Source organism: Rhodococcus sp. P4_B6, from assembly GCF_056402215.1.
Map to the genome: position 1 here is coordinate 1 of NZ_JBFUHV010000054.1, position 21,967 is coordinate 21,967.

Sequence of the window (21,967 nt, forward strand, 5' to 3'; positions counted from 1 at the left end):
GTCCCACTGCTCGCGGGCGAAGACTGCGCCGCCGACGATGGCGGGGATGTAGTTCTTCGGCCGGGTGAAGGTGGTGGAAATGTCGTTGACGCGAATCTCCTGCAGGCCCAGTATCTCCGGGTCGATTTCGAGCGCGACAGTGTAGGCGTGTGGGAGCTGCGCGTCGTCGCACACATCACTCCAGTGGAAGATCGGCTCGTTGACGAACAGGTCCCGGAGAATGAGGATGTTGCCGTTGGGCAACTCGTACGGTCCGGTGTCGCCGAGACCAAGCCGGCAGTCCATGTGGTCGAGGAACGACAGCAGTTCGGCGGCCGCGTTGAAGCGGGTGAAGGATTCGTGCTTCGGGCTTCCCGGCTCAAGCGTTTCGAGCTGGTTGATAATGCCTTCGAGGAAGTCCGGCTCGTGGATCTGGCAGCGGTAGCGGTCCTGCGAGTTGAGGATGTACCCGTCCTGGCGCTTGCCGAACTCGATCCGCTGCATGAACTTGAGGAGTTCGTTRCTCTCCTCGATGTAGTCGTCGGGCCCGATCGCTTCGAGTGCAAGCAGACCGCAGCGGCCCATACCGAAGCCGACAGCCCCGATCGACCAGTCGTGCACCGCGTTGACCTTGGTGCCGATTTCCCGCCGCGCCGAGGCACCGATGTCCAAGATGCCCTGGGCCCCGACCTCGTCGGTGGTCATGCGCAGGATCTCCGGCCACCGGTAGAACTGGTGCATGAACGCGAGGATCTCGTATTCCTGGCGGGGGATCATGCCTGAGACACCTTCGGTGGCACGCATGACCAGCACGTCCCAGATGTTCCAGGCCAGGTAGTTGTTGAGGTCGTTGAGCTCGTCAAGGGTGAACTGGTCGACCAGGACGTCCTCTTTACTGACCTTCTCGAGGACCTTGCTCTTGGCGCGCTGCTTCTGCACCTTGTCGCCGAGGATGCCGTCGCGCAGTGGCTCCTGGCCGACGAAGTTGCCCTCGAAGACCAGATCCTGGAACCGCAGACCGTCATCGTTCGGTTCATAGCGCTGCTTGTACGTGGAGCGGAGACCGGGTGTCATTTCGATGCTCATTGGGGGTTGTTCCTCTCTGCTCATGGTGTGTGGTCGGAAGGCGGTCAGCTGACGATGCTGATGCGCGCGACCTCCGCGTCGTCGCAGTGCAACTGGACGGTCTTCCCGATCAGGCTTTCGGCGATCTCCTCGAAGTGCGCATCGTCGGTGTTGCCGACGACGTAGCGCGAATCGCTGGAGGTCAGGTACGCGGTCATCACACAGGGAATCTGGAACTCACGAGAGAGGATGCCGAGGTGCGACTCGGGAGCGCCCGACATCGTGATGACGCCGAGAGCACCCATGCTCAATGCCGGGGTGAGGAAGGTCGTGGTGCCGCCGCGAACGAGCAGGATGTAGTCCTGCAACTTTCCGGACCGCACGACTTCGATCACGTCCTTGGGCGAGCCCAGGAACTTGACCTCACCCTTCGGGCTCTTCTGCGTCTCGAAGGCGTTGAACCCTTCGGCTACAACCTGCATTGGTACTCCTTTGATCGAATCGAGGAAGGTGGCCTCGACCACATCCGTCTTGCTCTGTTGCGCTTGTCACAATGCCCTTTGATATGTGACCGCCGCATGGGCTCTGCGGATAGCGTTCCGTGTGACCATTATCTCGCGTGGACAACGCCTTGATCACTGTCGGTGACGTCAAGATCTGCCAATTTGCGGCGCATGAGTTTGCCCGACGAGGTGGTCGGTAGAGCGTCGACAAACACCACCTCACGCGGCCGTTTGTAGGCGGCCAGATGCGCGCGGCAGTGCTCGATGATGTCCTGTGGGAGGAGCTGCGCGGCCGGGGCCGGAACCACGTATGCGACGGCGATCTCCCCTTTGACAGGATCCGGTCGGCCTCCGACGGCGACCAGCGCGACGTCGGGATGCGCGCCGATGACGCGTTCGATTTCGGCGGGGTACACGTTGTATCCGGCGGTGACGATCATGTCCTTGAGCCGGTCCACAATGAAAAAGTGACCGGTCTCGTCGACGTACGCGACATCTCCGGTACGCAGCCACCCGTCGGCGGTGAGCGCCTCTGCGGTGGCGTCAGGGCGGCCGTAGTAGCCGAGCATCACCAGCGGGCCACGAACGAGCAGCTCACCATGCTCACCCGTCGGGACGCCCCCGTTCGTGCCGTCGATCGCACCGATCTTGACTTCGAGGCCGGGTAGGGCCACTCCGATCGAACCGGCTACCGGTGGGGCGTGGACTGCATGGGTTGTTCCCAGCCCGGACAGCTCGGTCATCCCCCACAGCTCCAGCACCGGCCCCGGTGCCCTGGTCTGCCAGCGATCGAGCAGTTCTGGGGAGAACGTCTGACCACCGATGGTGCTTGCGCGCAGGCTGGACAGGTCCGTCGTCTCGAACGTCGGGTGTGCCAGCATCATCGAATACATCGCCGGCACGCCCTCGAACAGGGTGGCGCGGTCTCCTTCGAGCAACGCCAGGGCTTCCCCGGCGTCGAACCGCTCCATCAGCACAACCGTGCCGCCTGCCAGGAAGGTGCTGTTGATAGCGACATTGCCGTACACGTGCGCCGAGGGCAACGCGGTGACGACGACGTCGTCGGAGTTGCGACCGTGCATCGTGGCCGTCAGAGCACAATTGAGCAGCACCGATCGCTGCGACTGCATCGCGCCCTTCGGGTGGCCGGTCGTCCCGGAGGTGTAACCGATGCTGCACAGGTCGGCGGGCCCGGGCGCCGGGTTCCCGGCCGGAGCAGCGTCGACCGGCGCGGTGAGCAGCTCGCTGAAGGTCACCGCACCGATTCCGTCGCCGATATCGCCGGCGAGCTGGCACACGAGCTCGAGCGTGGGCATCTCCCCGAGCACGTTCGCGACGGTAGCGGCTTGGGAGGCCCCGAAGAAGAGAGCTTCGGCCTCGCAGTCGGAGAGGACGAACGCCAGCTCCGGGCCAGTGAGCATGACATTGACCGGATTGACAATCGCACCCGCTTTGAGGATGCCGTGATACGCGACGATCCATTCCCAGCAGTTCTGCGCGTAGAGCGAGCACACATCTCTGGCGCCGATCCCGCGCGAGCGAAGTGAGGCCGCGACCGCGTCCGACATGCGGTCGAGTTCCTGGTACGTCAAGCACGTATCGCCGACGACGAGGGCGATCTTGTCCGGGTGGCGGGCCGCGGAGACGGGGAGAATCTCTCCCGGCCCCACCGATGGCAGGACGCCACCGGTACGGCTATTCACCCGTCGCCCCATTCGCAGGGGTGGGCTCGTCGAATGTCAGAACCGCCTTGGTGACCTTCCCCTGGTGAACAGCCTCGATCGCTTCGTTGATTTCGCCGAACTCGAAGGTGTCGATCAGCTCGGTGAAGGGGAATTTGCCGGCCTGATAGAGGTCGATCATGCGGGTGACGAATTCCTGCGGGATGGCATCGCCCTCGATGACGCCGATCAGACTGCGGCCGAATAACAGGTGACCCTGGTCGAAGGAGATCTCGTTCGGGATGCCCTGGAATCCGACGGTGGCGCACACCCCCGGTGACTGCAGACATTCGAGCGCGCTGCGGATGACGCCCGCCAGCCCGATGCAGTCGACCGAATACTGCGCTCCCACTCCGCCGGTGATCTCGCGGATCCTCTCGACCACGTTCTCCTCGGCGGAGTTGATGGTGTGGGTGGCGCCGAGGTCGGCGGCCTTGGCCAGGCGCGCGGGCTGGATGTCGACGGCGATGATGGTGCCGCAGCCGGCGACCACCGCACCCAACAGCGCGGCGAGCCCGACCGAGCCGGTCCCGAAGATCGCGATCGACGATCCCGCCTCCGGGTTGAGGGTGTTCAGCACCGCCCCGGCACCGGTTTGGATGCCGCAACCGAGGGGGGCGAGCAGCTCGAGTGGCAGATTGCGGGCGACACGGACACAGTTCTGCTCGTTCGCCACCGCGTAAGTCGCCCATGAGGATTGCCCGAAGAAGTGCCCGCGTACCTGTTCGCCCCCGGAACGAAGGACGCTCGAGCCGTCCAGGCGTCCACCGACCAAATTGAGCGGGACGAAGTCCCGGCAGTGCATCGAAAGTGAGCGTGCACAGTTGTCGCACTCCGCGCAGAAGTTGTACGAGAGCACCACATGATCGCCAGGCTCGATGCTGTCGACATCGTGTCCGACCGCGGTGACAATTCCAGATCCCTCGTGACCGAGCACGATCGGGGCCGCGTCGGTCTCAGCGGTCGCGATCACCCCGAGGTCGGTGTGGCAGATACCGGAACCGACGATGCGCACCAAGACCTCACGGGGGCGTAACTCGTCGATGTCGAGTTCCTCGAGCGACAACGGCTCCTGCGCCGAGCGCAGGACGGCTGCTGTGGTCTTCATAATTGCACTTCCTGTGTGAAAGTTGTTTGAGCTCGGGTGGTCTCACGAGACCGTGTCGGGGACCTTGTTCAGCGTGACGGTCTGGTGGTTGGTGTATTCGGCGAGCCCGTGCAAGGAGTTCTCGGCACCGATGCCGGACTGCTTGTGTCCGCCGAAGACCTGATGCGGGGAGTACTGGTGGACTTCGTTGAGCCATACCGTTCCGGCTTCGAGCTGACGGCCGATCCGCTCGATCGCCTCGAGGTCCTCACCCCAGACGGTGGCGCCCAGGCCCCAGACGGTGTTGTTGGCCCGGGCGATGACATCGCTCTCTTCCGTCCAGCGCAGCAGCGGAAGGATGGGGCCGAACGGTTCCTCGGCGACTAGGCGTGAGTTCTCCGGCGGATTGTCGACGAGGGTGACCGGGACGAACCAGCCTCCGGCGTTCGGGTCGATCCGTCCACCGAGGGCGAAGGTGTAACCGTTGGCCGTGCAGTCGTCGAAGTACTCCTGCACCTTCTGCAGCTGGGGCAGGTTCTGAATCGGGCCCAACTGGGTGTCGGCGGCGGCGCCGTCGCCGACCACCACGGTCCGTGCGTACGCGACCAGTTCGTCCCGCACGGCGTCGTAGACGTCGTCGTGGATGTAGATGCGCTTGGCGGCGTTGCAGAACTGGGCGTTGTTCTGGAACGCCGCCCAGAAGATCTGCGGGGCGACCTTCGCCGGATCGACGTCCGGCAGGACGATCGCCGGATCGTTTCCGCCGAGTTCGAGAGTGACCCGCTTGAGGGTGCCGGCCGCGGACCGCATCACATGCTTGCCCGTTTCGGTGCTGCCGGTGAACGCGATCTTCGCGATGCCCGGGTGCGCCGTCATCCACTTGCCGAGTTCGTCGTCACCGCTGACCGCGCTCAATACACCTGCGGGAAGGAGGTCCTGCACCAGCTCGATGAGCTTGAGGTCGCACAGCGGAGTGAAAGGGGACGGCTTGACGATGATGGTGTTGCCAGCCACCAGCGCGGGTGCGATCTTCCAGACCGCCAGCAGGATCGGGAAGTTCCACGGCACGATGGCGCCGACGACCCCGAGCGGCGTGTGCCGGCTGATCACCCTGCGCTCGGCAGTGTCCTCGAGAACCTCTTCGGGCAGGGACTGCTTGGCGATCTCCCGGAACCACGCGACCGACCCGTAGACCTCCCATTCAGCCATCGCACGCGGCTTGCCCTGCTCGGCGGTCAACAATGCCAGGAACTCTTCGGCGTGGGCTTCGAGCCGATCGCCGATCGCCGCGACGATGGCCTGGCGTTCGGCGAGCGGTGTCGCCGACCAGCAAGTAAACGCGGTCTGAGCGGCCGCGACGGCCTCGTCTAGTTGATCAGAGGTCGCAACAGGAACTTCGGCGATCGTCTCGGTGGTCGCCGGGTTGTACACCGGCGCCGTGGCCTGTGCGGTCACAGTCCGCCCACCGATCGTCATCGGGAACTCTGCAGGGAGGACAAGGGAAGGTGCTTCGGTAGACAACATTCATCTCCTTCAGGTGCGCAGCTCCACCGGTGGTGAGACTGCATCGACGAGGTGCCGCCCGAGCGGGCACATACGTCCCGTCCTGGCCTCGAGCGAGACGAGGGTTTGCATCTTCAACAGCGAGGTGGGGTGGCGACTACAAGTTCTACTGTCCGAGCGTGATGGGGGCGTCATCCTCGAGGGAGCAAACCGGGGCAGCCTTCTATCCCTCAGGGAATAGCCGCTCGCCGGGAACCGGAGCATTGTCACTGGTAAATCGCTCGATTCTTCGACGATCCAGAAGCTGGTCAAGCGCATGAAAACCTGCATTCGAGTCACACCGGATGAGCTGTCCACTGACACCCATCCTCACCGCACGAACGACCACCGCCCGCGAGCAACACCGAGGCACTCGACCGCGGCGACCGCAGCATGGCAAATCGCACCACTATCCCTTCCCGACGAACTGGCGATGGCCGGGTTCGACGACGCCGAAGAGATCGGACGAGGTGGCTTCGGAGCCGTTTACCGCTGCGCCCAAGCAGCCCTGGAGCGGACCGTCGCCGTCAAAGTCATGACCTCAGATCTCGAGCCGTCGAATCTCGGACGATTCCTTCGCGAACAGCGCGCGATGGGCCGACTATCAGGCCACCCGAACATTGTCAGCGTCTTCCAATGCGGGAGCACGGCATCCGACTTGCCATACATAGCAATGCAATTCCATCGCCGCGGGTCTCTCGAGAATCGGATTCATCAACAGGGCCCGCTTACCTGGAACGACGCGCTACGCCTCGGGGTGCGCATCTCCGGCGCCCTGTCCGCCGCCCACAGCGCCGGCATCCTTCATCGCGACGTCAAGCCCGCGAACATACTGCTCACCGACTACGGCGAACCGCAGCTCGCGGACTTCGGTATCGCCCACATCGCTGGTGGTTTCGAGACCGCCCAACACGCCGTCACCGGCACGCTCGCCTACACCGCCCCGGAGATAYTGCAAGGTGCTTGCCCGACTGCCGCCGCGGACGTCTATGCACTCGCATCGACAATGTTCTGCGCCATGACCGGCCACGCCGCATACGAGCGACACGCCAACGAACCGATTGTCGCCCACTACCTCCGAGTGACGACCCAACCGATTCCCGACCTCCGACACCTCGGAGTTCCCGACAATGTCTGCGCCGAGATTGAACGAGCCATGTCAACAAAACCCGAGGACCGTCCCTCCACAGCCGCAGAGTTCGGAAACCGTCTTCGGCGAATGCAACGCCTTAACGGTTGCCCGGTGGACGAGATGGCCCTGATCACTCATCGCGAACCTCACCCGACCACTGAGTCAGCACGCCCACCCCTGCCGGACACCGCGGGCGAAGCCATCCACTCCCAACCGGAACCGGCTCTCACCGTCGTGCCCACTGCTACGGGCCAAGGCCTGAGTACCTCCCCCAGGGTCCGAGGCAATCTGCCCGCAGACCTGACCACCTTCGTCGGACGCCGCCACGAAGTAGCAACCACCAAAAGCCTACTGGCCGAGTCGCGCCTCGTGACACTGATCGGGACCGGAGGAGTCGGAAAGACCCGGCTCGCGACCAAGGTGGCCGCCGAATCACATCGCGCATTCGGAGACGGTGTGTGGCTGATCGAACTCAGCGAGCTGACCGACAGCCACTTCCTCGTCGACACTGTTGCCTACACGCTCGGGATCCAAGAACAACCCGACAAACACCGCCTTCACGGGCTCATCGAGTACCTCCGGTCACGCCAATGCATGCTTGTCCTCGACAATTGTGAGCACCTCATCGAAGCCACCGCCGCCTTCACCGAGACCCTCCTCAAGTCCTGCCCCGAGCTACGAATCCTTGCTACCAGCCGCGAACCACTGGGCCTCGGCGGTGAAACACTCCATCGGGTACAACCCTTGGCCACCCCAGACTCGCGAAGAACACGATCGATGCAGGCGATGAGCCAATACGACGCCGTGACATTGTTCCTCGCCCGCGCCACCACCGCACTCCCCGAATTTGAACTCACAGAGGATAACTGGAAGCAGGTAGCTCGCATCTGCAAACAGCTCGACGGACTACCACTCGCGATCGAGCTGGCCGCGGTCCGCCTACGCGCGATCTCGATCGACCAGATCTATGACAAACTCACCGACCGCTACAAACTGCTCTCACGAGGTCGGCGGGGCGCACCGACCCGCCAGCAATCCCTGCGGCTGTGCATCGACTGGAGTCACGACCTCTGCACACCCCAGGAGCGCACGCTCTGGTCACGACTATCGGTTTTTGCCGGCAGTTTTGAATTGGATGCAGCCGAAGCTATCTGCGCCGATGGTCTGGCCACCCACTACGTCCTGGATATCATCGCGTCGTTGGTCGACAAGTCGATTCTGCTTCGAGAGGAGGAGGGACTCACGGTCCGCTACCGCATGCTCGAAACTTTGCGCGAGTACGGCCGCGAGAAACTGCACGGCGCCGAAGACATCATGACGCAGAGGCGCCGCCACAGCGATTGGTACCGGCAGATGGCCCGTGAGGCAGAAGCCGAGTGGGTGAGTGCACACCAGCTGACGTGGATCCTTCGATTGGATCGCGAGCAACCGAATCTTCGGGACGCACTACAGTTCCGCATCGCACAGCGGGAACCGGATTCGATTGACTTCGCCGCCGCCCTGTATCCCTTTTGGTTTTCTCGCGGTCTTCTCAGCGAAGGGCGACGATGGCTCGACAGCGCATTGCCTACAGATGACGGTACACATCCGGTGGACACTGTGAGGGCACTGTGCGCTCAGAGCGTGCTCGCCGGTCGCCAAGGCGACCTCTCCGCTGGAGAGCAACTACTTACCGTAGCCGGCACTGCGACCACCCAAGTCGACGACTTAGTGGCACAGGCACATCTGCACCACGCCGAAGGCATGCACTCGCTGTACTCCGGCAGCCTACAGATAGCTGCAACGTCTTTTACCGCGGCTCTCGAGGTCCTCGATACCCACCCCATGCCCTTCCTGCGGATCTCCACACTCCAAGGACTCGGACTCGCCAGCGGACTCCTCGGCGACACCGAACAAGCGATCGCCCGCAACGAGGAAGCCCTCACCCTCAGCGCCGACCTGGGAGAATCGGTCTACCGCGCCCGATCCTTCTGGGTTCTGGGTCTGCAGGTCTGGCAACTCGGCAACCGTGACCGAGCGACGGGGCTCCTCGGTCAGGGACTCCGGATGGCGCGGACCGTCGACGATCCGCTCAGTACAGCCTGGTGTCTGGAGGCACTGGCATGGATCGCTGCCAAGAACGATCAAGCGGAGCACGCCGCGCAGTTGATGGGCGCCGCCGAAGGACTCTGGGAGAGCGTCGGCAGCGCACCAGTTCACATACCGGGCTTACATGTGTATCACGAAGAATGCGCCAACCAGGCGCGTAACACTCTGAGCAGCAGGTGCTTCAACGACACCTATCAGGCCGGACGGAAGATGACGCTCGAGGAGGCGGTGGCCTTCGCCCTTGACGAGGACGCGCCGCTTCCTCCGGCGCACGCCGATTCGGACAACTGCCACCTGACCAAACGCGAACACCAAGTCTCAGAGCTCGTATCAGAAGGCCTGACCAACAGAGCAATCGCGGCCAGGCTGGTCATCGCCAACCGAACAGCCCAGGGGCACGTCGAACACATCCTCACGAAACTGGGCTTCACCTCACGCGCCCAGATCGCAGCGTGGGTGGTCGCACACAAACAGTGATCCCACATGTGGCGCAGTCCTCATCCTCAGCAGAGGAAAAGACGGTTTCAGGCTATCTCCCAACGTAATGCGGTCAGACAGTCCGCGGTCCTATCGTCTGTCCCAGCGGGTACGCCGGTGGAGACCTAGGCACGCACACAGCTCAGGACATTGACGCTGGCGGCGGGGTAAGAGGAGTGGAAATGACGAACAGGCCAGAGGAGCATCACGCGAGCACTCGTGAAGATGACTTCATGGTGCAATTCTTCCGACGTTGGTCCGCGTTCGGCGGAGGACCCGCGGAAGACATCATGGTCAACTTCGGAATCTCCAAACACGAGTACGAAGATCGCCTCTACGACCTCGCCTGCAGCAATCGAATTCGCAGGTATCCCAGTGAAGTGAAAGACCTTATCCTCACATTCTGTTCGTCGCGCCGGTTCCGACGACATCGAGGCGCCCACCAAAGACTGCTGCTCGTTTCCGCCTCATCCGACACATCTAACGAAACGTCCGCGCCACTGCCCACCCCGTAGGAATCTCAACCTGCCAACCCTATTCCTCTATGCCTTCATTGCGACGCTCAGTCTCATTCGCCCCGCCGCTTGGCACGCATCCCAGAAGACGTCGTCCGCGACCGTGCCACCGCCCACGCGCCACGAACCGCCGCCACTGTCCATATCAAAGGTCTGCCAGAACCTTTGACGAGAACCTTGGGTCGCAACATTTGGATGAAACGCGATCGAACCTCGATCTACCGCCCGCCCACGCCGGGGTTCGGAAGGACCGGCAGATCATCAGCCCCGCGCTTCGCAGCGGCACGCGCAGCCTTCAACTGGAGATAGAAGAAGTTACGCGAATTGCCGTCCAGGTTGAGCGGAACGTCCAAGCCTGCAATCAACCGATCCTCAAGTTCCCACGGCTCCTCATGCGCGATCCACGAGATGAGGGCGTTCTCGGCCATCCACTTCGACAGCAGCGTCTCCCCTGTGTGGAAGGTATACCGCCTACCCGAGCCGACACGGCGCAACTCGATCCCGACCTCATCCGCGACCAGGCAACCGAGCGTGAGGCGGAGTGTCGACCCGGCAGCGTTACCGGTGTAGTGGGTCTTGATTCGCTTCCGGATGTTCTGCCTACTAGGAGCCTTGCCGTTGGTCGGCGGCTTGCTCGGACTGATGCGTGAGCCCGTCCCGCTTCGCGCACCCCGAGGTGTCGATCTCGGCCGGCAATTTCCGGAACCACCAGCCGTAGACACCAGCAGTCGCTGGAACGGGGCACGGCCTGGCGAGTACCTGCTCACGGGTGTGCGCTGAGGCAGCGAGGTAGAGCGCAGATTCATCCTGCGGGTCAACGATCGGACTCATGCGGAGGATGTTGTCACAGGGCGGCGACAGCGATCTACGGAACCGTCCACACCCCGGCGCCCGGCAGCAACGTGAAGCTCGGAGTCCCGGGAATCCCGACTGAGGCGACGAGCACTCCCGGACCTGTCCGTACATACCCCCGATTCAGCATGCTTCGAGGTGCCACCTGCGTTATGCCGGTCGCCCCCGTCGAAAGGTTTCGCCACTGGATACTACAGAAGCAATAGTTGGCGTCATCGCTTACAAATCGCGTCATCCCCGGTTTTTCAAAGTCGGTCTGCGCGATGACCCATCCACCGACGGCCGACGACAACATGTAGGGCGGAGCAGCCGTAACACCATATGTCGGAAGAAAGAACTGCACGTCGGTTGGTGCAGCGTGAGCAGTTGACGTCACGGACAACGCGATACCGAAGGACGCGAGGACTGCGCTGGAAGCGGCGGCGATGCCGCGCACGACACACGATGTACGCACTGCCAGCGCCATGTTGCCCCCTTCACGTCAGAGAGACGGACGATCCCTGTAGTAAGTGTCACAAAGACGCAGCGATCGGAAATGTCATTCGGGTGGACGACAGCAGCGACGTGCGACGGACGCAGCGGTATCCGGATGGGAGGCGGACTCGCGGCGGACGCCGCCGTAGGTTGCAGTTCGGATGCTGAACAGGGTCAGCAACCCGATGAGGCACGATCCTCCGAGAAAGTATGCCGGCGACAAGGCGCTGCCGGTCCGGTCGATCAGCCAGGTGGCGATGTACGCGGCCGTTCCGCCGGTCGCGATCGTCGCCAGGTTGAAGCCCAGAGCGACGCCGGTGAGCCTGACGCGAGAGTTGAACAGCGACGGGAACAGTGGTGCCGTGGCGACCTGGATGAGCGGGGTGCCGAGCGCAAAGACGAAGAAGGCCACGCCCGCGACGACCAGCCCGTGACCGCCCATCAGGGACATGGCCGGGTAAGCAAGGATGCCGGATCCGATCAGTCCGGCTGCCGCGACCGGGACGCTGCCGAATCTGTCGACGAGTAGACCGGCGACCGGCATCAACAGCGCGATCAGCACGATGATGAGCGCGGTCGTCCAGGTGACCGCGGTCCGATCGAATCCGCCTTGGCGGACCAGGTGGATGCCGATGTAGGTGAGCACCATGTAGCCGGTGGCGTTCTGTGCCACGCCGAGCCCGAACACCTGCAGAACCTGCTTGGGGTGTGTGCGGATGAGTTCGGCGAACGGTGACTTCGCCAGGTCGTCCGTGGCCGCGGCATTCTCGAACTGTGCGGTGTCGTCGATGCGGGTCCGGGTCCACAGGCAGAAGAGCAGGAGGGGGACGCCCAGCAGGAACGGGATCCGCCAGCCCCAGCTGGTCATCTGCGGTTCAGTGGTGAGCGCTGACACGGTCCCGACCGCAATCGCGGCGAGCGCGAAGCCACCGTTGCTGCCGAGTGCGACGAACGAGGCGCCGAGGCCCTTACGTTTTTCCCCGACGGTCTCATAGACGTAGGTCAATGCTCCGCCGAGTTCACCGCCTGCGGAGAAGCCCTGCACCAGACGCGCGAGGACCAGCAGGATCGGCGCGACGATGCCCGCGGACGCGTACGTCGGCAGGAATGCCATGAGGAGGCTGCCGACCCCCATCAGCAGTACGGACACCAGCAGGGCGCGCTTGCGTCCGTGCCGGTCGCCGAGGCGGCCGAAGAAAATGCCGCCGATGGGGCGCATGAGGTAGGCCGACGCGAATACGGCGAGGCTGGCGAGCAATGCRGCGGTGGGATCGTTGCCGGGGAAGAACAGTGGACTGACGACCACGGCCAGGTAGGCGTAGACGGTGAGGTCGTAGTACTCAACGATGGTGCCGACAGCTGCGGCGAGAACGCCGCGGCGCCTGGTTTGCTCGAGGGTCGGGGTGCGCGAGGTGGAATTCGTGTGGGTCGCCACGAACGTCTCATTTCTGTGCGGAGAGTGAACCGAAGGTGCGCTCACCACAGGTGGGGTGAGTCAGATCCTGCGAGCGCCTCCACACCATAACCGCGCATCCGCTAACCCTGTACATGTTTACGAAAATTGACGGAAGCAGTCCGCTAGAGCTGCCAGCGCACGGGTTCGGAGATGATGTGCGCAAGGCGCTTACGGTAGTACTTCGCGGTGTCATGGACGAAGGCCTCCATTGCCTCTCCCGCGGCGGACGCATTTCGCGAGCGCATGGCATTGAGGACGAGTTGCTGCGCTTCGACGGCGGCGGTGCGGGTGATCTCGGGATGCCGCGAGGGTTCCGCGTCGCGCACCAGGAGCAGCAGTGTTTCCATGAGGATCCGCAGCACCGGGTTTCCGGACGCGGTGTAGATGGTGGTGTGGAACAGTGCATTCTTCTCGATGAAGTTGTCGTAGTCGTCGGGCTGTGTCCGCATACTGTCGAGCGCTGCCTGCAATTCGTCCAGCTGGCCGTTCGTGATTCGAGGAGTTGCCTGTTGCGCGACGACCGGTTCCAGGGTCAGTCGGGTGTCGATGACGTCGCTGAGATTTGCACCCTCGAGCTGCAGGAACAGTTTCATGGTGTTGCCCAGTGATTCGAACTGCGGCCGGCACGCGACCGGGCCGCCGCCGACACCGGCCCGAATGGTGACCAGACCCCGGCTCTCGAGCAGGCGGAGGGCTTCGCGCACTGTCGTGCGCGCCACGCCGTACTCGGCGACCATTTCCTTCTCGGTCTGCAGCCGGTCACCGGCCTCGATGCCGCCCCCGAGGATCTCGTCCGCTATCCGGTTCGCGATGCGCTCGGACATTTTCGGGGCCCTGCCCGTTGCGCGATGGGCATCGTCCTTCGTCATTGCGTCCCCGGTGTACTCGTCGACAGTTCGGTGCATAGCCGCCATGCGTACAAACCCTACCCAGACCGAAGCGTGAATCGACAAACTCTGTACATATTTAGCGAAAGTGGCTAGCGTGACACCAGTCAACCCGTGGCACCCACTCAACATCCGAACGCAGTGATTTCCCGGAGGTAAAGATGTGGCCGACGCGCCCACCGACGCCCGACCTTGTCCGTTCCTACCGAGAGTCAGGGCACTGGCGTGATCAGCCGACCGGGCACTACTTGACACGCGCTGCGTCGCTGTTCCCCGATGCCGTGGCCGTGATCGACGGCGACACACGCCTGACCTTCGCCGACGTCGACCGCGACGCGACCACGCTCGCTGCGGCGCTGCATTCGGTCGGGATCGGTGCCGACGACGTGGTTTCGTTCCAGCTCCCCAATCGGGCCGAAGCGGTCATCATCTACCAGGCGATCATGAAGGTCGGCGCCGTCGCCAACCCCATAGTTCCGATCTACCGAGGGCGCGAGCTGCGGTTCATCCTCGGGCAGGCGCAGGCGTCGGCCGTCTTCATTCCCGCGACCTACCGAGGATTCGACTACGCCGCCATGTATGGCCAGCTGCTCGACGACTTGCCGCACGTGAAGAAGGTCGTCGTCCTCGGCGACCGTGACGAGCGCAGCACCGATGAGCGGATGACCACATGGAAGGAGCTGCTCGGCGGTGCCCCGACTGAAGCCGCGAAGGTGGTTGCCGCACTGCAAGAGCCGGATCCGGATCAGGTCTGCGTGCTGCTGTACACCTCTGGGACGACCGCGGATCCGAAGGGCGCGCTGCACAGCCACAACACGCTCGTGTTCGAGAACCTCTCGATGATCGAGTTGTTCGGCCTCAACGAGAACGACGTCATCTTCAATCCCTCGCCGGTCACGCACGTGACCGGGGTGAACTGCGCCTTGACACTGCCGTTCCTACTCGGGGCGCCGGTCGTGCTGCACGATCAGTGGGATCCAGTCGCCGCACTCGACAAGATAGCCCGCGACGACGCCAGCTTCATGATCTTCTCCACACCGTTCCTGCAAGGGCTACTCGACGCCGCGGTCTCGGCGGGTCGCCCCACTCCGTCGATCAGGTACATCGTGTGCGGCGGCGCTGACATGCCGGACGAACTGACCCGCCGGGCCACCGATCGGCTCGGCACCGTCGTCCGAATGTACGGCGCCACCGAAGGACCGTCCGTCACAGCAGGCAATCGCTGGGACACAACGCAATTACGCACCCGAACCGACGGGCGAGTCCTCGCGCCCACCGAGGTGATCATCGTCGACCCCGCCGAGCGCCCCGTCGCGCCCGGCTCCGTCGGCGAAGTCCTGTGGCGCGGCCCCGACACCTTCCTCGGGTACCTCGACTCCTCACTCAACGCCGCGGCGTTCACCGAGGACGGCTTCTTCCGGTCCGGTGACCTCGCACGGTTCGACGAAACCGGCGCAATACACATCGAGGGCCGAATCAAGGACATCATCAACCGCTCCGGCGAGAAGATCAGCACTCACGAGGTGGAAAACCTGCTCAGTGAGCACCCCGCCATCAGCGAGGTCGCCGTCGTCGCCGGGCCGGACGCGACGACCGGTGAGCGGGGCTGCGCCTTCGTCGTCACACACCACGCACAGGACCTCACTCTCGAAGACGTCCACGAGTTCCTGACCGGACGCGAGGTCGCCAAGCAAAAAATCCCCGAGAGCGTCTTCGTGGTGGACGTACTACCCAAGACCGCGAGCGGCAAGATCCAGAAGTTCGCGCTCCGCGACTGGACCCGTAACCGCACCAACCTCCCGCCGCAGATGGTCGGCGTCAGCCTTCATGCGACGCATGAGAAGTGAGAACCACATGACCGAGCACATTCTCATCTCCCAACCCGAACCAGGGATCGCCCTGGTCGAACTCGCCCGCGGCAAGGTCAATGCAATCGACCACCGAATGTACGGCGAACTCGCCGAGACCTTCGACCGGCTATCGGACGATCCCACAGTCAACGTCGCCGTGCTCACAGGACGCGGTCACGTGTTCTGCGCGGGCAACGACCTCAACGACTTCCGCACCATGGACACGACGAGCGGTGAACTGCAGATGCGCAACGTCCGCCGCGCGATGTTCAACCTCATCGACTGCTCGATCCCCGTCATTGCCGCCGTCAACGGGCCGGCACTAGGCAGCGGACTTGGCCTGACCGCATCGTGCGACCTCGTGGTGACGTCGGAAAAGGCGACGTTCGGGCTGCCGGAAATGAACGTCGGGGTACTGGGCGGCGGCCGCTTCACCGCCCGCATGCTGCCGCAGCAAGCAATGCGCCGGCTGTTCTTCACCGCAGAAGCCGTCGACGCACACACCCTCGAGCGGTGGGGCGCGCCGATCGAGGTAGTCCCCCACGACACGCTCATGAACACCGCACTCACCCGCGCACGGTCCATCGCCTCGAAGAGCCGTTACGCACTGACCCTGGCGAAGCAATCGTTGAACGGCTGCGAGGGTATGGACCTCAAGCGCGGCTACGAACTCGAACAGACCTTCACCGTCCGGCTGTCCGAGCATCCGGACTCCAAGACTGCGGTCGAGGCACGAATGGCCGCATTGACGAACGGCAAGAACCCATGAGTACCGCAACGCGCGAATTGGCAACACCGGAAGACCTGGACGCGTTCGGCGAGCGCGCCACCGCGTGGCTGTCCCAGCGGCTGGACCGGCATCTGCCGGCCACCGACACCGACCTGCCAGGAAACGACGCGGAGCAGTCCTACGCCATCTTCCACAACCGCACAGAGGCCGAAGAGCGCGAACTACTCGTCCGCGGCAAGGCCTGGCAATCCGCACGCGTCGATGCCGGATTCGGCGCGATCACCTGGTGCCCCGAATGGGGCGGACCGGGCCTGACCGCCTCCCACGAACGGATCTACGTCGAGCTCGAACGTCAGTTCCGCGCCCCGGAGCGGCACGAAACCATCCTCGTGACTGTGGAGCTGATCGCACCGACCATCCATCTGCTCGGCACCGAGGAACAAAAACAACGATTCGTGCAACCGTTCCTGCGTGCCGACGAACTGTGCTGCCAACTATTCTCCGAACCCGGCGCCGGCTCCGACCTGGCCGCGCTCACGACCCGCTCAGTTCGCACCGACACCGGCTGGAAGATCACCGGTCAGAAGGTGTGGAGTTCGGGCGCACAATTCGCCGAATGGGGACTACTCATCGCACGGAGCGACCCCGCCGCACCCAAGCACCGCGGAATGACGGCGTTCCTGGTGCCGATGGACGCCCCAGGAGTCGAAACCCGCCCCATCCGCCAGATGTCCGGCGGTTCCACCTTCAACGAGGTATTCCTCACCGACGTCGAACTGCCTGACTCGCTGCGTCTCGGCGAGGTCGGCGACGGTTGGAACGTCGCATTGACCACCCTCGGATTCGAACGCAGCTCCAGCGGCGGAATCGTCTCCGCCGGCGGCAGCGCAGCCGACCTGATCAGGCTCGCCAGGCAACTTGGCATCACCGACGACCCCCACGTGCGTCAGACACTCGCCCAAGTCGTCGTCTATGAACGCGCCACCGCAATGTTCAACGCCCGGCAGGCCGAGCGCGAACTCGCCGGCCATGTCCCCGGAGTCGAAGGCTCGATCGCCAAGCTCGTGTGGACGCAAAATCTAAAACGCATCGGTGACGCCGCAGCCCGATTCCTCGGACCCCGCATCCTCGCCGACACGGGCACCCAGAACACCTATGCCTGGACCGAGCATCTCCTAGGCGCCCCGGGCTACCGCATCGCCGGCGGGTCCGACGAGATCCAGCGAAACATTATCGGCGAACGCGGCCTCGGGCTGCCCAAAGAACCGCGCTAGGAGCAAACATGGCCCTCGAATTGACCCATGAACAAGAACAACTTCGCGACAGCGTCCGCGCTTACCTCACGAAGAACGCTGATACGAAACACGTACCGTGGGAAGGGCTCATCGGCCTGGGCTTGACCGAGATCCCCTTCCCCGAGCGCTTCAGTGGAGCCGGTTGCACCCTCAAAGACACCTCGGTCGTGATGCACGAACTCGGCCGCACCATCTCCGACGCCCCCTACTTCTCGTCCGTGTGCCTTGCCGGCCTCACCCTCTCGGAATGCGCCTCGGACGTGGGCCGCGCCGCACATCTGCCCGCCATCGCAACAGGCAAACGCACCGCCACGCTGGTCGCCGGGTACCCCTACTTCGACACCCCGATTACCGCCACTGCAACCGGTGACAGCGGGATGATTCTCCGGGGCACGGAAGATTTCGTGGTAAACGGCGACAGCGCAGATCTTCTCGTCGTTGTCGCACGCGGAGAGAAAGGCCTCGAGCTGGCCGTCATCGACGGCGACGCTCCCGGCGTCGTGCGTACCCCACTAGAGTCCCTGGACACCACCCGCCCACTGACCCGGATCGAGTTCTTCGACGCCCACGCACAGACGGTCGGCGACGCGAACCTAGATGCGACGCTGCCACGCGCCCAGGCGTCAGCCCTCGTAGCACTGGCGTCCGAACAGGTCGGCGCCGCCGAGGCGTGCCTGGAAATGTCGGTCGAGTACGCCAAGACCCGGGAGCAGTTCGGCCGACCGATAGGCTCGTTCCAATCGATCAAGCACCGCCTCACCGACATGCTGGTGGCACTCGAATTGGCGCACGCGGCAGTGCTGGACGCTGCGAACTCCGACGAAAAGCCAACAAACGAACTAGCCACTGCAGCGAGCATCGCGCATCTGCTGGCGTCCGAGGCCTTCACCTACGCCACCGAAGAATCCATCCAAATCCACGGCGGTATCGGATTCACCTGGGAACACCCCCTACACAGGTACTTTCGGCGAGCCAAGAGCGACACACTGCTATTCGGCAGCACCGAGACGCACCACGAGGTCATTGCCGCTTCGGTGATATAGGTGTTGTTCGGGGAGTCGGTTCCTTCCAACCGGATTAGCCTGCCGGAATGATTGCAGCCGATCATCACCAATGTCGGTAACGGACGCGCCCGCACACGCGAGATCGGATGGAGCGGCCCACTGTCCACCCTCAGGCTGGCAATCCGGCAGGAACGTCCTCCGCACCCATGCGTGGAGTTGGGATTGATCTGGCGGCAGAGCTGGTCCAAAATCCCCAGGAAACTCAACAAGGAGATCCGGCGGCGGACCGATGTCGTCGGGATTCTCCCCGACCGCTCGTCGGTCCACGACACGGAAAGTCGCCTTTCTCACGTGTCTGCCCGAGCGTTTCGCAACCGGTCCACGTCGGGTGCCCAGCTGCCGTGCGGTCGGCGGACCAGGGTTGGGCTTGGAGATCGGGAAGCAGACCGCGGGCACCCGCACCGACAGATGGCTTGAGCTACGTCCACTCGACAGTCCCGCGGAGCGATCACTTGGCCGCCGTCCGTTCTGCATCTGCCGACGACGACCGGCTCCTCGCTCACGCGTCACGGTCGCTGGCACGGTAGAGCCGCCAGAACCAGATCGCGCCGCCCACCAGGCCGATCAAACCCCGAACCGAACGACCCCACCGCCAGCAGTTCCGGAGGACCCCCGACTGCACCGCAAGCGGGCTGATCGACCAGGCGTTCGACGGCAACCATGAGCGTCCACCACGGCATGCCCCCCGGCCGGAAACGCCCGACACCAGCTCCGTGAAGGCAGCCCTGGTGCGCAGGTCACGCCTTGATTGAATACGGCCGCAGTGGGTATGCAGGCACTGCCCCCGCTCCAGGTCCCACACCTGGGCCGCCTCGCACCCGGTGTCGTTCGCCCCGACGATCACCTCACCCGCCCCGGCGACCGAGCCACGACGACACCCCGCCGCGACACAGCAGGATCGATCTCATGACCACACACGCGCATCTCACCACCGACCACGAGGAAATCCGTCAATGGACCCAAGCCCATCACGGCATCCCCGCCCGGGTCCCCCACACCACGGCCAACGACGTGCTCCGAATCGACCTGCACGGAGTCGACTCCGGACTCGAACACATCTCCTGGACGGAATGGTTCGCCGCCTTCGACCAGCAGGGCCTGGCCCTCAGCTATCCGGATCCGCACCTACAGGGCGGGATCAGCGCCTGGTTCGAACTCGTACCCCGAACCCGACCCCGCACCGCGGACGGCCCCCAGTGATCGCGCGCGCCACACCCCCGCCCCTTCCAGACAAACGACAGGAGTGATGAGTACCCGTCGCAGGGAGGCAGTCGTGAATGCGCCTGCCGGGTCGGTGGGGCCGTTGGCCGAACGGATCTCGGGATGCCGCCGACGAGATCTTCCGGGCCGCGTTCGCCGCCACAATCAAACTCCCGGCTCGCCGGGACGAACGTCGTCGCCACTGAGGCAGGGTCAGGTACTCGCGCATACCGGCCTCGTACAGATGCCAGGCCGCGCCGCCCCCGTGGTGCCGATGCCCTGGATTGCCGCCGTCGTGTCGGCCGGAGTCCAGCCACATGCTTTCACCACACCGATGCAGGCCTGGGCGACTCCGTAACCGCCGATCACATCGCCCAGCAGAAAACCGCTGGCACCGGGGCGTTCAGATACGACTCCCTCCCCCCAATCCCTTCCCGTCCTCCAATCTTCGCGACCCGAGGCGGAGTACCCATGACCTCACATAGAGCACCGCCCCGGCGCGACGCGCTGCAGGGACGGGTGGGCGCGATGCACCATGGGCGCCGGCTCGGGCCTCCGGACATCTCGCCCGCAGCTGTGATCGCCTGCGACACGGAAAACAATGAGCGAACGGCTCACTTCTCGGACCGTGGCCCCCGCTCGGCCACCTCGCGCACCGCCGCCGCGACCGCCGGCGCGACACCCGCATCGAACACGCTCGGCACGATGTACGTGGCATTGAGCTCGGACGGCGACACCCTGTCGGCGATCGCGCCAGCCGCGGCGATCAACATCTCGTCGGTGATATCGACCGCGTGCGCGTCGAGCAGACCACGAAACACCCCCGGGAAGGCGAGGACGTTGTTGATCTGGTTGGGRAARTCCGACCGACCGGTGGCCACCACGGTGGCATGCTCACCGGCGRCGACCGGATCGACCTCCGGGACCGGATTGGCCAGCGCGAACACGATCGACTCGTCGGCCATCGCCGCGATGTCATCGCCCGTGACAATGTTCGGCGCCGAGACCCCGATGAACACGTCCGCCCCGACCAACGCGTCCCGCAGTGATCCCGTCCGACCCTCGGGATTGGTGTGCTCGGCGATCCAGGTACGAAACTCGTCGGCGGTGTCGTCSGGKGAMASRATCCCCYKMCGCCCRCAGCCGATGACGTTCGTCGCACCTTGGGCGACGAGCAACCGGATGACAGCGTGCCCSGCGGCGCCGACGCCGGACACCACGATCCGAGCCCGGCCGAGCGACTTRCCGACCACSCGCAGCGCGTTGGTCARGGCGGCCAGGACCACGATCGCGGTCCCGTGCTGGTCGTCGTGGAACACCGGAATGTCGAGGATACCGCGGAGCCGAGCCTCGATCTCGAAACACCTTGGGGCGGAAATATCTTCAAGGTTTATCCCGCCGTACACCGGCGCGAGGGCCCGGACGATCTCGACGATGGCATCCGGGTCCTGGGTGTCCAGGCAGACCGGCCAGGCGTCGACACCGCCGAACCGTTTGAACAGTGCCGCCTTGCCCTCCATCACCGGGATCGACGCCGCGGCACCGATGTTRCCCAGACCCAGGACCGCGGAGCCGTCGGTGACCACGGCGACGGTATTGCGTTTGATCGTCAGGCGGCGCACATCCTCGGGGTGTTCAGCGATGGCGGTACACACCCGGGCGACGCCGGGGGTGTAGGCGCGGGAGAGGTCGTCGCGGTGTGTGAGCGGAACCGTGGGGACCACCTCGAGCTTGCCGCCCAAATGCAGAAGGAAGGTGCGGTCGCTGACCTTGCCGACGATCACCCCCGGAACCTCGGCGATCGCGGTAGAGATCTGGTCGGCGTGCGCGACGTCCGAGGCATCGCAGGTGAGGTCRATGACCATGTGGTCGGGATGGCTCTCGACGACATCGAGCGCCGTCATGGCACCTTTCACCGATGCGATCGCGGCCGCCARCGTCGACGTGGTGCCGGCGCCGACCGGTGCATGGACGCGGACGGTGATCGAATAACCGGGGCTGGGACTGGGCATGGGAACTCCTGATCGAGTGACGAGCAGCAGGTACCAGC

At 64.2% G+C, this 21,967-nt stretch carries 14 protein-coding genes and 2 pseudogenes; 7 read left to right on the forward strand and 9 right to left on the reverse strand.

Annotation, left to right across the window (positions count from 1 at the left end; genetic code table 11):
* The 5 genes and pseudogenes from AC1DWT_RS24300 to AC1DWT_RS24320 all read right to left on the reverse strand — a co-directional run.
* Positions 1-1,065 (reverse strand): annotated as a pseudogene (locus tag AC1DWT_RS24300) (hypothetical protein); the annotation flags it as partial.
* A 44-nt stretch (positions 1,066-1,109) separates the two neighbouring features.
* Positions 1,110-1,526: a PEP-utilizing enzyme gene (locus tag AC1DWT_RS24305; protein WP_477922522.1), complete on the reverse strand. Its 417-nt coding sequence runs from the start codon at positions 1,524-1,526 to the stop codon at positions 1,110-1,112.
* A gap of 128 nt (positions 1,527-1,654) precedes the next feature.
* Entirely contained in the window at positions 1,655-3,250 is a 1,596-nt protein-coding gene (locus AC1DWT_RS24310; RefSeq protein ID WP_477922524.1) for a class I adenylate-forming enzyme family protein, read from the reverse strand.
* A complete protein-coding gene (locus AC1DWT_RS24315; RefSeq protein WP_061698748.1) occupies positions 3,243-4,376 on the reverse strand; it encodes an NAD(P)-dependent alcohol dehydrogenase in 1,134 nt (377 codons plus the stop codon). Before AC1DWT_RS24315 ends, AC1DWT_RS24310 begins: the two co-directional genes overlap by 8 nt.
* A gap of 42 nt (positions 4,377-4,418) precedes the next feature.
* Positions 4,419-5,879, reverse strand: coding sequence for an aldehyde dehydrogenase family protein (locus tag AC1DWT_RS24320; protein ID WP_477922527.1), 1,461 nt, complete (start codon positions 5,877-5,879; stop codon positions 4,419-4,421).
* Positions 5,880-6,330: 451 nt separating this feature from the next.
* On the opposite strand from AC1DWT_RS24320, the gene AC1DWT_RS24325 reads away from it, so the two are divergent.
* Positions 6,331-9,594 (forward strand): protein kinase domain-containing protein, encoded by a 3,264-nt coding sequence (locus AC1DWT_RS24325; protein ID WP_477922529.1) that lies wholly within the window; start codon positions 6,331-6,333, stop codon positions 9,592-9,594.
* Between the two features lie 733 nt (positions 9,595-10,327).
* Here AC1DWT_RS24325 and AC1DWT_RS24330 read toward each other — a convergent pair.
* The 3 genes from AC1DWT_RS24330 to AC1DWT_RS24340 all read right to left on the reverse strand — a co-directional run bounded on the left by AC1DWT_RS24330 (position 10,328) and on the right by AC1DWT_RS24340 (position 13,805).
* Positions 10,328-10,915 carry a GIY-YIG nuclease family protein gene (locus AC1DWT_RS24330; protein ID WP_477922531.1) on the reverse strand — a complete coding sequence of 196 codons (588 nt, stop codon included), beginning with the start codon at positions 10,913-10,915 and terminating at the stop codon, positions 10,328-10,330.
* Positions 10,916-11,499: 584 nt separating this feature from the next.
* Positions 11,500-12,870, reverse strand: coding sequence for an MFS transporter (locus AC1DWT_RS24335; protein WP_477922533.1), 1,371 nt, complete (start codon positions 12,868-12,870; stop codon positions 11,500-11,502).
* Between the two features lie 143 nt (positions 12,871-13,013).
* Positions 13,014-13,805, reverse strand: coding sequence for a FadR/GntR family transcriptional regulator (locus AC1DWT_RS24340; RefSeq protein WP_477922535.1), 792 nt, complete (start codon positions 13,803-13,805; stop codon positions 13,014-13,016).
* Between the two features lie 221 nt (positions 13,806-14,026).
* On the opposite strand from AC1DWT_RS24340, the gene AC1DWT_RS24345 reads away from it, so the two are divergent.
* From AC1DWT_RS24345 to AC1DWT_RS24370, 6 genes and pseudogenes are all read left to right on the forward strand, one after another.
* On the forward strand, positions 14,027-15,625 hold the full coding sequence (locus AC1DWT_RS24345; protein WP_477922537.1) for an AMP-binding protein: 1,599 nt from the start codon (positions 14,027-14,029) through the stop codon (positions 15,623-15,625).
* 7 nt (positions 15,626-15,632) lie between these two features.
* Positions 15,633-16,397, forward strand: coding sequence for an enoyl-CoA hydratase-related protein (locus AC1DWT_RS24350; protein WP_477922539.1), 765 nt, complete (start codon positions 15,633-15,635; stop codon positions 16,395-16,397).
* Positions 16,394-17,632 carry an acyl-CoA dehydrogenase family protein gene (locus AC1DWT_RS24355; protein WP_061698726.1) on the forward strand — a complete coding sequence of 413 codons (1,239 nt, stop codon included), beginning with the start codon at positions 16,394-16,396 and terminating at the stop codon, positions 17,630-17,632. The genes AC1DWT_RS24350 and AC1DWT_RS24355 overlap by 4 nt, the downstream gene beginning before the upstream one ends.
* An 8-nt stretch (positions 17,633-17,640) precedes the next feature.
* Positions 17,641-18,696: an acyl-CoA dehydrogenase family protein gene (locus AC1DWT_RS24360; RefSeq protein WP_061043358.1), complete on the forward strand. Its 1,056-nt coding sequence runs from the start codon at positions 17,641-17,643 to the stop codon at positions 18,694-18,696.
* A 186-nt stretch (positions 18,697-18,882) separates the two neighbouring features.
* Positions 18,883-18,981: pseudogene (locus AC1DWT_RS24365) on the forward strand (transposase); the annotation flags it as partial.
* 642 nt (positions 18,982-19,623) lie between these two features.
* Positions 19,624-19,917, forward strand: coding sequence for a hypothetical protein (locus tag AC1DWT_RS24370; protein ID WP_477922542.1), 294 nt, complete (start codon positions 19,624-19,626; stop codon positions 19,915-19,917).
* 614 nt (positions 19,918-20,531) lie between these two features.
* Here AC1DWT_RS24370 and AC1DWT_RS24375 read toward each other — a convergent pair.
* Complete coding sequence (locus AC1DWT_RS24375; RefSeq protein ID WP_477922544.1) at positions 20,532-21,929, reverse strand: NAD-dependent malic enzyme; 1,398 nt, start codon at positions 21,927-21,929, stop codon at positions 20,532-20,534.
* Positions 21,930-21,967 lie beyond the last annotated feature (38 nt).

Coding starts and splice junctions, on each gene's coding strand:
- AC1DWT_RS24350 (WP_477922539.1), top strand. CDS start 15,633: ATGACCGAGCACATTCTCATCTCCCAACCCGAACCAGGGATCGCCCTG.
- AC1DWT_RS24355 (WP_061698726.1), top strand. CDS start 16,394: ATGAGTACCGCAACGCGCGAATTGGCAACACCGGAAGACCTGGACGCG.
- AC1DWT_RS24305 (WP_477922522.1), bottom strand. CDS start 1,526: ATGCAGGTTGTAGCCGAAGGGTTCAACGCCTTCGAGACGCAGAAGAGC.
- AC1DWT_RS24360 (WP_061043358.1), top strand. CDS start 17,641: ATGGCCCTCGAATTGACCCATGAACAAGAACAACTTCGCGACAGCGTC.
- AC1DWT_RS24320 (WP_477922527.1), bottom strand. CDS start 5,879: ATGTTGTCTACCGAAGCACCTTCCCTTGTCCTCCCTGCAGAGTTCCCG.
- AC1DWT_RS24315 (WP_061698748.1), bottom strand. CDS start 4,376: ATGAAGACCACAGCAGCCGTCCTGCGCTCGGCGCAGGAGCCGTTGTCG.
- AC1DWT_RS24340 (WP_477922535.1), bottom strand. CDS start 13,805: ATGGCGGCTATGCACCGAACTGTCGACGAGTACACCGGGGACGCAATG.
- AC1DWT_RS24370 (WP_477922542.1), top strand. CDS start 19,624: ATGACCACACACGCGCATCTCACCACCGACCACGAGGAAATCCGTCAA.
- AC1DWT_RS24330 (WP_477922531.1), bottom strand. CDS start 10,915: ATGAATCTGCGCTCTACCTCGCTGCCTCAGCGCACACCCGTGAGCAGG.